We start from the raw sequence: 10,205 nt of genomic DNA on the forward strand, positions 1-10,205 counted from the left end.
AACTCGCCCGGCCCAACAAACGCGTTGTCCTTTGCCGTCCTCCCCACTAGGAAGGGCTCCATGACAGGACTCGGTGTCGTATTCCGTCCCCAGCTTCCTCCCGAGCGGCTGCGGGCCGTCGCCCGTCTCGCGGACGACGTGGGGCTCGAAGAGCTGTGGCTGTGGGAGGACTGCTTCCTGGAGGGCGGGGTGTCCACGGCCGCCGCCGCCCTCGCCTGGACCGAGCGGGTGCGGGTCGGCATCGGACTGCTGCCCGTGCCGCTCAGGAACGTGGCCGTCACCGCCATGGAGGCCGCCGCGCTGGACCGCATGTTCCCCGGCCGGGCCATCCTGACCCTGGGGCACGGGGTGCAGGACTGGATGGGGCAGGTCGGTGCCCGGGCCGCCTCCCCGCTGGGCCTCCTGGGCGAACATCTCGACGCCCTGCGCGCCCTGCTGCGCGGGGAACGGCTCAGCGTGCGCGGGCGGTACGTCCAGTTGGACGACGTCGCCCTCGACTGGCCCCCGCAGCGCCCGGTCGACGTCCTCGCGGGCGGCACCGGACCGCGCACGCTCCGGCTCTCCGGCGAGAAGGCCGACGGCACCCTGCTCACCGCCGCGACCTCGGCGGACGGAGTACGCCGGGCCCGCAAGCTCGTGGAGGAGGGGCGTCAGGCGGCAGGACGTGACGGTTCGCACCGGATCGTGGTCTATCTGCTGGCCGCCACGGGTGACGGCGCCGAGGAACGGCTGCGCGCGGAACTCGCCGCCGAGGGGCTGGAGGCGGCGGACGTGGGGGTCGCCGGGGACGCGGGCGCGGTCGCCGAGGCGGTACGGCGGCTGGCCGGGGCCGGCGCGGACACCGTCGTCCTTCAGCCGACGGCGGACGAGCCCGACCTGGAGGGCTTCGTGCGCTTCGCCGCGCGGGAGGTCCGGCCACTGGTGCCCTGAGCGGACGGCACGGCATGGAGCCGGGGCGGAAAAACAGGGGGAACCGCGGGGGCTTCCCTGGGACCATGGCCGTATGACTCCGCGGCGCTCCTTCGAGGACCTGGTGGCCGAGGGTGCCGCCGTACCGACCGAGGGATGGGACTTCTCGTGGTTCGCGGGCCGGGCCACCGAGGAACGGCCGTCGTGGGGGTATGCCCGGTCGGCCGGGGAGCGGCTGGCCGGCGCCGAGGCCGTGCTGGACATCCAGACCGGCGGCGGTGAGGTGCTGGACTTCGCGCTGAGCCGGGCCGAGCCCGCCCGGCCGGTGCTGGTCGCGGCCACCGAGGGCTGGCCGCCGAACGTGGCGAAGGCCACCGCCCTGCTGCGGCCCCGGGGCGTCGTGGTGGTCGCCGCCCCGGACGACGCGCCGCTGCCGTTCGCGGACGGGGCGTTCGACCTGGTGCTCAGCCGGCACCCGGTGCGGCCGTACTGGGCGGAGATCGCGCGGGTGCTGCGGCCCGGCGGGACGTACTTCGCCCAGCACGTGGGGCCGGGCAGCGTGTTCGAGCTGGTCGAGTACTTCCTCGGGCCGCAGCCGCGGGAGGTGCGCGGCGTCCGTGACCCCGAGCGGGAGCGGGCCGGCGCCGAGGCGGCGGGCCTGGAGGTGGCCGGGCTGCGGGCGGAGCGGCTGCGGGTGGAGTTCCACGACATCGCGGCCGTCGTCCACTTCCTGCGCAAGGTGGTGTGGATGGTCCCGGGCTTCACGGTGGAGGCGTACGAGCCGCGGCTGCGCGCGCTGCACCAACGGATCGAGGAGGAGGGGCCGTTCGTCGCGCACAGCGCCCGGCACCTCTTCGACGTACGCAAGCCGGGTCGTCGGCCGTAGGACGACCGGAGTCGGCCCGTGGTTTCCACATTGTTATCGATCGCGGGTCCCCTCGGTCTCCTCGATCACGTAAGTTCAGACCAAGGTTATTCGCGTGAGCAAAGCTGCGCGGGCGGTACCGCGCAGTGGAGGGGGCTGCGCGGTGCCGTGGAGCCGCGCGGTCGCCCTCCGGCGGCGTAGCGGAGGCGTCAAGTCCACCCTTCGCTGACGGCGTCGCCCGTCCGGGGGGACCCGGCGCAACTCGCCAATGAACCCCAAGATGGCCTAATCCTTGCGAATTCGTTCGTATCCGACCGGATTTCCCTGCAATTCCGTCGTGAATCGGCCATGAAGCCCCTATGAATCCCGCATTCCGCGACCACCGGGGCGTCGCCGGATGATTCCGGAGAGTAGTTGTGGGGCGCCGATGCACCCACCATCCCTTACGAAGGGTTATGGTGGAAACCCCCCCTCGGGCCGGTCCGTCTCCCCCCCCACGGACCGGCCCGTTTTTCTTTCCCGCTCCGGGAACCCGGTCCGGGAACCTCCCGGCCCCGGTCGGCCGTCCCCACTCAAGGGCCGGGCCATGACCAACACCCGAGCAGCGGTAGGCTCAACGGCTCCGGCACCCCGTCCCCCGCGCCCAACCCCCGGAGGGTCACGTGAACCTGCGCGACAAGCTGCGCGGCCTGCTCGTCAGGCTCTACGCACGCCGGGTGGAAGGCCACCTGGACCACGCTCAGGTGCCCAAGCACATCGGCGTCATCATGGACGGCAACCGCCGCTGGGCGAAGGCGTCCGGCTCCAGCACCGTCCACGGGCACCGGGCCGGTGCCGAGAAGATCGAGGAGTTCCTCGGCTGGTGCACCGAGACCGACGTCGAGGTCGTCACCCTGTGGCTGCTGTCCACCGACAACTTCGACCGGCCGCAGGAGGAACTCGTCCCCCTGCTCGGCATCATCGAGGACGTCGTCCGCACCCTCGCCGCCGACGGCCGCTGGCGGGTGCACCACGTCGGCACGATGGACCTGCTGCCCGCGCAGATGCAGACGGCCCTGAAGGAGGCCGAGGAGGCCACCGCCCACATCGACGGGATACTCGTCAACGTGGCCATCGGCTACGGCGGCCGGCAGGAGATCGCCGACGCCGTGCGCTCCATGCTCCTCGACGCGCGGGACAAGGGCGTGTCCATGGAGGACCTCGCCGAGTCCGTCGACATCGACATGATCGGCCGTCACCTGTACACCGGCGCCCAGCCCGACCCCGACCTGGTGATCCGTACCAGCGGGGAACAGCGGCTGTCCGGATTCATGCTCTGGCAGACCGCTCACTCGGAGTATTACTTCTGCGATGTCTTCTGGCCGGCCTTCCGGAAGGTCGACTTCCTGCGCGCCCTGCGCGACTACGCCGCACGTCACCGCCGCTACGGCGGCTGACCCGCCGGCCCCGCCCCGGCCCCGCCCCGTCGCCACCCGGTGACGGGGCGTCGTCGTTTACCCCGATTGGCGCAGACGTAACGAGGAGTTCACCGGTGCGCCGGTGGCCGCATTTGCATGGCCGCGCGCCATCGAGGGCATAGACCAAGCAGGTCGACGCCCGAACCACGGGCGTCGGATCTCAGCGGGCGGCACGGGGTCGCCCGCCCGGGAGGCCCTTTGCACCAGCCCGACCGTGCGGTCACCGCACGGAAGCAGCCGCGGAGGGCCGGTTCACGGCCCGCCGTGTGCGGGGGCCGTACACCGGTCCAGCATCACTTCGTCGCTCCCCGACCTCATCCGAGGGGGTACGTCCTTCCGTGGTGACCAGCACAAAGCGCCACAAGCCCGACCGGCGCACGTATGTTCTCGACACCAGCGTCCTGCTGGCCGACCCGAACGCCCTGACCCGCTTCGACGAGCACGAGGTCGTGCTCCCCATCGTGGTGGTCACGGAGCTGGAGGCCAAGCGGCACCATCCGGAACTCGGCTACTTCGCCCGCCAGGCGCTGCGCCTGCTGGACGACTACCGGGTGAAGCACGGTCGCCTCGACGCCCCCATCCCGATCGGGGAACTGGGCGGGACGGTCCGCGTCGAGCTCAACCACTCGGACCCCAGCGTGCTGCCCACCGGCTACCGCCTGGGGGACAACGACTCGCGCATCCTCGCGGTGGCCCGCAACCTGCAGGCCGAGGGGTTCGACGTCACCGTCGTGTCGAAGGACCTGCCGCTCCGGATCAAGGCGTCCTCGGTCGGCCTCCTCGCCGAGGAGTACCGGGCCGAACTGGCCATCACGGGGAACTCCGGCTGGACCGGGATGACCGAACTCACCCTGCCGGGCGAGCAGGTGGACGTCCTCTTCGAGGAAGGGCACGTGTACGTCCCGGAGGCGGCGGACCTCCCCGTGCACACCGGCCTGACCATCCAGTCCGAGCGCGGCAAGGCGCTCGGCCGGGTCACCGCCGAGGGCAACGTCCGGCTGGTGCGCGGCGACCGGGAGGCGTTCGGCATCAAGGGCCGCAGCGCCGAGCAGCGCATCGCCCTCGACCTGCTGCTCGACCCGGACGTCGGCATCGTCTCGATGGGCGGCCGGGCCGGCACCGGCAAGTCGGCGCTGGCGCTGTGCGCGGGCCTGGAGGCGGTCCTGGAGCGCCGCCAGCACCAGAAGGTGATGGTCTTCCGTCCGCTGTACGCGGTCGGCGGGCAGGAGCTGGGCTATCTGCCGGGCACCGAGGCGGAGAAGATGAGCCCGTGGGCCCAGGCCGTCTTCGACACCCTGTCGGCGGTCACCAGCCGGGAGGTCATCGAGGAGGTCACCGCGCGGGGGATGCTGGAGGTTCTGCCGCTCACCCACATCCGCGGGCGCTCGCTGCACGACGCGTTCGTGATCGTGGACGAGGCGCAGTCCCTGGAGAAGAACGTCCTGCTGACCGTTCTGTCCCGGATCGGCGCCAATTCACGTGTCGTTCTCACGCATGACGTGGCGCAGCGGGACAATCTGCGCGTAGGCCGCTACGACGGCGTCGTCGCCGTGGTGGAGAAACTGAAGGGGCACCCGCTTTTCGCCCACGTCACGCTGACGCGTTCCGAGAGGTCCCAGATCGCGGCGCTTGTGACCGAAATGCTGGAGGACGGTCACATCTGACGCATCTCATGTGCGGGTGACGGCTGTTGGCGCCGTCCGGCAAAGGCCACGAGCCTAGCCGGGCGGCGCCTGCGTGCGTGGAGCTTTCCTGGAATCCCCAGGGCCAAACGGGATGTGAGCTTTCACACGCAACACAGAATTGCCACGCGGCGTCCGGTTACGGCAGAGTCTCGTTCCTGTCAGGCCCCGCATACGACACAGCTGTACCCCCAGCGGTACAGCGCCCCTTGAGCGTCACCAACTCCATAGAGTCCGTCGTATGCCGCCCGCGCACCACGCGGCGCTCCCCTCGGGGGAGTTGCCCACCGGGCCCGCGCCTCCCGTGACCCCGCAGTTGGGAGGCCAGTGTCAGGGGCACGATCGCGTCCGCCAGGGTCACCGAAGCGGGCGATGCTGGAAGGAAACCGTGTGAGCCGGATTTCGGTCCGGGGATTCGCAGTGGCCTCCGCCACCGCGGTCACCGCTGTCGGAAGCGTCGTCGGCGTTGCCTCGGGCAGCACCGCGCAGACCAACGACGCCGAGGCGACGGCAGCCGACACCACGCTCCTGGCCGACATACCCGCGGGTCAGCAGGCGCAGGTGCAGACCGCGTCCCTGACGCAGCAGGCCGACGCGCAGGCCATCGCCGCGGACGTGAGCGCCAAGAAGGACGCCGAGGAAGCGGCCCGCAAGGCCGCCGCCGAGACCGCGATCGCCAAGAAGGAGCTCGCCGAGAAGGCGGCCAAGGAGGCGAAGGAGCGCGCCGAGGCGAAGGCCGCGGCGAGCCGTGGCACCGACGTCCGCGACACCTCCAGCTTCCCGGTCCAGAGCAGCTACACCGTGGCGCAGATCCAGGCGATGGCGCGCCAGATGGTGGGCGGCGGCCAGTTCCAGTGCTTCAGCAACATCGTGGACCACGAGTCCAGCTGGAACTACCGCGCGGTGAACGCCTCCTCCGGTGCCTACGGTCTCTTCCAGGCCCTGCCCGGCTCCAAGATGTCCTCCGTGGGCGCCGACTGGCAGACCAACCCGGCCACCCAGATCAAGTGGGGCCTCAACTACATGAACAGCCGGTACGGCAGCCCCTGCCAGGCCTGGTCGTTCTGGCAGGCCAACCACTGGTACTGAGCGCTCCACCGGCACAGCGGCCTTCGCGGTGCCCTCTCAACCTCGCGCAGCCCCTCCCCGTCCTCAGGGGAGGGGCTTTCGCCCTGTACGGTCGTATCCGAACGACTCCAGCGGGGGAGTGGTGGCGAGCACCCGGGGACTCGGGGGAAGAGGACGGATCATGTCGCGAGTGCCAGGGTGGCTCGGCCGGCTGGGGGCCGGTCTCACCGAGATGAGCGAGCGCCTGGACGAGCGCCGCGCCGAGGTGGAGAAGGAGCACGGGGACGCCGAGGCCGTCGAGTCCGCCGCGCCCGCCGACGTGCGGCCGGCCGGCGCGTCCGCCGCCCCGGCCGCGCCCGCCCGCCGGCCCGCGGTGCCGTCCGGTCCCCGCCCCGATCCGGCCCAGGCCGTGCCGTGGGGCGTCCGGGTCGCCGCCGAGGCGGGCTGGCGGCTGCTGGTGCTGGCCGGCACGGTCTGGGTGCTGATGCGGGTCATCAGCGCCATCCAGCTCGTTGTGTTCGCCTTCGTCATCGCCCTGCTGGTCACCGCGCTGCTCCAGCCGACGGTGGCCCGGCTCACCCGGCGCGGGGTGCCGCGCGGCCCGGCCACCGCGCTCACCGCCATCAGCGGCTTCGTCGTCATCGGCCTGATGGGCTGGTTCGTGACCTGGCAGGTCATGGAGAACATCGACACGCTCTCCACCCAGATCCAGAGCGGCATCGACGACCTGCGCAACTGGCTGCTGAAGAGCCCCTTCCACGTCACCGACAAGCAGATCAACCAGATCGCCAAGAACCTCCGCGAGGCGATCGGCGCCAACGCCGACCAGATAACGTCCGCCGGTCTGGAGGGCGTCCAGGTCATCGTGGAGGCCCTCACCGGCATCCTGCTGGTGTTCTTCTCGACGCTGTTCCTGCTCTACGACGGCAAGCGCATCTGGCAGTGGTTCCTGAAACTGGTGCCCGCCGCCGCCCGTCCGGGCGTGGCCGGCGCCGGCCCGCGCGCCTGGCGCACCCTGACCGCGTACGTGCGCGGCACGGTCCTGGTCGCCCTCATCGACGCCGTCTTCATAGGCATCGGCATCTACTTCCTGGACGTGCCGATGGCCGTCCCGCTGGCCGTGTTCATCTTCCTGTTCTCGTTCATCCCGCTGGTCGGCGCGGTCGCCTCCGGCGCGCTCGCGGTGATCGTGGCGCTGGTCACCCAGGGCGTCTTCACCGCCGTCATGACCCTCGTCGTCGTCCTCGCGGTGCAGCAGATCGAGGGGCACGTCCTGCAGCCGTTCATCCTGGGCCGCGCGGTCCGGGTGCACCCGCTGGCGGTCGTCCTGACCGTGGCCGCCGGCGGCATGGTGGCCGGCATCGGCGGCGCGGTGGTGGCCGTACCGCTGGTGGCGGTCACGAACACGGTGGTGGGGTACCTGCGGCAGTACTCGCAGGAGGCCGAGCACCACACCGCGGCCGAGCCCGCGGAAGAGGCAGTGGAAGAGGCAGCCGAAGAGACAGCGGAAGAGGCGGTGCCCCAGAACGCCGAGGACCCCGCCCACCAGGAGTGAGCGGGGTCCTCGGCGTACGGCTTACTCGGCCAGCACGGCCTCGGCGTCCAGGGTGACGCCGACCGCCTGCACCACGGAAGCGATCTTGAACGCCTCCTGGACGGTCTCGCGCTCCACACCGGCCTTGCGCAGCACCTGCTCGTGCGAGTCCAGGCACATGCCACAGCCGTTGATCGCGGAGACCGCGAACGACCACAACTCGAAGTCGACCTTCTCCACGCCCGGGTTGCCGATGACGTTCATCCGCAGGCCCGCGCGCAGGGTGCCGTACTCGTGGTCGGACAGCAGGTGCCGGGTGCGGTAGAAGACATTGTTCATCGCCATGATGGCGGCGGCCGACTTGGCGGCCTGGTACGCCTCCGGCGAGAGGTTCGCCTTCGCCTCCGGCTCCAGCTCACGCAGCACGATGGGGGAACGGGAGGCGATGGCGGTCGCCAGCACCGTGCCCCACAGCTGCTGCGCGGGCAGGTCCGAGTTGCCGATGACCGAGCCCAGGTTGAGCTTCAGGTCCTTGGCGTAGTCCGGGATACGGGACTTCAGGGAGTCGAGCGACACGGGTCACTCACCAGCCAGCAGCGCGACCGGGTCGAGGGTCTGCTCGCCCTTGGTCCAGTTGCAGGGGCACAGCTCGTCGGTCTGCAGGGCGTCCAGGACCCGCAGGACCTCCTTGGGGTTGCGGCCCACGGAACCGGCGGTGACCATCGTGAACTGGATCTCGTGGTTCGGGTCCACGACGAAGACGGCGCGCTGGGCGTAGCCGTCCTCGCCCTCGATGCCGAGGTCGCGCATCAGCTCGTGCTTGGGGTCCGCCATCATCGGGAACGGCAGGTCGGTCAGGTCCGGGTGGTCCTTGCGCCAGGCGTGGTGGACGAACTCGGAGTCACCCGAGAAGCCGAGGATCTGGGCGTCGCGGTCGGCGAACTCGTCGTTCAGCTTCCCGAACGCGGCGATCTCGGTCGGGCACACGAACGTGAAGTCCTTGGGCCAGGCGAAGACCACGAGCCACTTGCCCTCGTAGGACTTGTGGTTGATCTGCTCGAACTCCTTGCCCTTCTCCAGCGAGACGCAGGCGGTCAGATCGAACTCGGGGAACTTGTCACCGACAGTGAGCACGCGCTCTCCTTGCAGCGAAGAAACTTCCCTTTTGGGGTGTTTCCCATGGGTTGGACGTGATCGATGGTGGCACAGGGTGCATTGATTAGTGAAATAGCTACACTCGGTCAGGTTGATCGGAGGTAGTTATCAGTGACCGTGAGCAACGGCAAGCGCCGGCAGCCGAGCCTGGCGCAGCTGCGGGCGTTCGCCGCCGTGGCCGAGCATCTGCACTTCCGGGACGCGGCGGCGGCCATCGGGATGAGCCAGCCCGCCCTCTCGGGTGCGGTCTCGGCCCTGGAGGAGACCCTCGGCGTGACCCTCCTCGAGCGTACGACCCGCAAGGTGCTGCTCTCGCCCGCGGGGGAGCGGCTGGCGGTGCGGGCCAAGGCGGTGCTGGACGCGGTGGGCGCGCTGCTGGAGGAGGCCGAGGCGGTCCGGGCGCCCTTCACAGGGGCGCTGCGCCTCGGGGTGATCCCCACGGTGGCCCCGTACCTGCTGCCGGCCGTGCTGCGGCTCGTCCACGACCGCTACCCGCACCTCGACCTCCAGGTGCACGAGGAGCAGACGGCCACCCTGGTCGAGGGACTGAACTCCGGGCGACTCGACCTGCTGTTGCTCGCCGTGCCGCTCGGTGTCCCCGGGGTCGTCGAACTCCCCCTCTTCGACGAGGACTTCGTGCTCGTCACCCCGCTCGACCACCGGCTCGGCGGCCGGGAGGGCATCCCGCGCGAGGCGTTGCGGGAGCTGAACCTGCTCCTCCTGGACGAGGGCCACTGCCTGCGCGACCAGGCGCTGGACATCTGCCGGGAGGCCGGCCGCGAGGACGCGCCGGTCACCACCACGGCCGCCGGTCTGTCCACGCTGGTCCAGCTGGTGGCCGGCGGACTCGGCTGCACGCTGCTGCCGCGCACCGCGCTGAAGCTGGAGACCACCCGTAGCAGCCAGCTGCTGACCGGGTACTTCGCCGAGCCGGCCCCCAGCCGCCGGGTCGCGTTCGCGATGCGCGCGGGGGCGGCTCGCGCCGCGGAGTACGAGGAGCTGGCGGGGGCGTTGCGGCAGGCGTTGCGGGCGCTGCCCGTCAGGGTGCTGGAGGGCTGAGCGCCCCGCGGGGTGGGGGGACCGCGCGGCCGGCCGACGGTGGACTCACTCCGTGCGCAGGCCATCCGGCCGCATCTGCGGAGTACGAGGAGCTGGCGGGGCGCGGGTCCGCCTCCTGCCGAACTCCCGCTTGAGTTCCGTACGGGTGTGCCGAGGAGGTCTTGCCGCAGCAGTTTGGGCCCGTTGCGGCAGGCGTTGCGGGCACTGCCCGTCAGGGTGCTGGAGGGCTGAGCCCCCTGCAGGGGTGCGGGGGACCGCGCGGCCGGCCGCGGTGGCGCCGCGATCGGCCGACGGCGGACTCACACCCTGCGCAGGCCGTCCAGCCTCGCTGGCGGGGGCGCTGCGGGCGCTGCCCGTCAGGGTGCTGGAGGGCTGAGCGCCCCGCGGGGTGGGGGGCCCTGCGCGCCAACGAGGAACTCACCGCCTGCCTGATGGAGCTGATCGCCCTCAAGCGCCGCCAGCCCGGTGACGACGTC

At 71.1% G+C, this 10,205-nt stretch carries 9 protein-coding genes; 7 read left to right on the forward strand and 2 right to left on the reverse strand.

The genetic code is table 11. The features are described from left to right. Positions 1-24 precede the first annotated feature (24 nt). The 6 genes from AB0947_RS04720 to AB0947_RS04745 all read left to right on the forward strand — a co-directional run bounded on the left by AB0947_RS04720 (position 25) and on the right by AB0947_RS04745 (position 7,536). Positions 25-930, forward strand: a complete 906-nt coding sequence (locus AB0947_RS04720; RefSeq protein WP_366748782.1) for an LLM class flavin-dependent oxidoreductase — start codon at positions 25-27, stop codon at positions 928-930. Positions 931-1,003: 73 nt separating this feature from the next. Then, positions 1,004-1,795: a class I SAM-dependent methyltransferase gene (locus tag AB0947_RS04725; RefSeq protein ID WP_366748783.1), complete on the forward strand. Its 792-nt coding sequence runs from the start codon at positions 1,004-1,006 to the stop codon at positions 1,793-1,795. A gap of 641 nt (positions 1,796-2,436) precedes the next feature. Further along, positions 2,437-3,210, forward strand: a complete 774-nt coding sequence (locus AB0947_RS04730) for an isoprenyl transferase (protein WP_366748784.1) — start codon at positions 2,437-2,439, stop codon at positions 3,208-3,210. 359 nt (positions 3,211-3,569) lie between these two features. Then, a complete protein-coding gene (locus AB0947_RS04735) occupies positions 3,570-4,895 on the forward strand; it encodes a PhoH family protein (protein WP_366748785.1) in 1,326 nt (441 codons plus the stop codon). A gap of 390 nt (positions 4,896-5,285) precedes the next feature. Beyond that, positions 5,286-6,002: a transglycosylase SLT domain-containing protein gene (locus tag AB0947_RS04740; RefSeq protein WP_366748786.1), complete on the forward strand. Its 717-nt coding sequence runs from the start codon at positions 5,286-5,288 to the stop codon at positions 6,000-6,002. Positions 6,003-6,162: 160 nt separating this feature from the next. Continuing rightward, positions 6,163-7,536, forward strand: coding sequence for an AI-2E family transporter (locus tag AB0947_RS04745; RefSeq protein WP_366748787.1), 1,374 nt, complete (start codon positions 6,163-6,165; stop codon positions 7,534-7,536). Between the two features lie 21 nt (positions 7,537-7,557). Here AB0947_RS04745 and AB0947_RS04750 read toward each other — a convergent pair whose 3' ends face one another. Both AB0947_RS04750 and AB0947_RS04755 read right to left on the reverse strand, forming a co-directional pair. Then, the gene (locus AB0947_RS04750) at positions 7,558-8,091 is read right to left on the reverse strand and encodes an alkyl hydroperoxide reductase (RefSeq protein ID WP_103815808.1); all 534 of its coding nucleotides are present in this window, start codon (positions 8,089-8,091) and stop codon (positions 7,558-7,560) included. Positions 8,092-8,094: 3 nt separating this feature from the next. Beyond that, positions 8,095-8,649, reverse strand: coding sequence for a peroxiredoxin (locus AB0947_RS04755; RefSeq protein ID WP_171153230.1), 555 nt, complete (start codon positions 8,647-8,649; stop codon positions 8,095-8,097). A 132-nt stretch (positions 8,650-8,781) separates the two neighbouring features. On the opposite strand from AB0947_RS04755, the gene AB0947_RS04760 reads away from it, so the two are divergent. Next, complete coding sequence (locus AB0947_RS04760; protein WP_366748788.1) at positions 8,782-9,729, forward strand: LysR substrate-binding domain-containing protein; 948 nt, start codon at positions 8,782-8,784, stop codon at positions 9,727-9,729. Positions 9,730-10,205 lie beyond the last annotated feature (476 nt).

Source organism: Streptomyces sp. NPDC047841 (genome assembly GCF_040704085.1).
GTDB lineage: Bacteria > Actinomycetota > Actinomycetes > Streptomycetales > Streptomycetaceae > Streptomyces > Streptomyces argyrophylli.

Excerpts from the sequence above, each read along its gene's own strand:
- AB0947_RS04725 (WP_366748783.1), top strand. The coding sequence starts at position 1,004 with ATGACTCCGCGGCGCTCCTTCGAGGACCTGGTGGCCGAGGGTGCCGCC.
- AB0947_RS04740 (WP_366748786.1), top strand. The coding sequence starts at position 5,286 with ATGCTGGAAGGAAACCGTGTGAGCCGGATTTCGGTCCGGGGATTCGCA.
- AB0947_RS04745 (WP_366748787.1), top strand. The coding sequence starts at position 6,163 with ATGTCGCGAGTGCCAGGGTGGCTCGGCCGGCTGGGGGCCGGTCTCACC.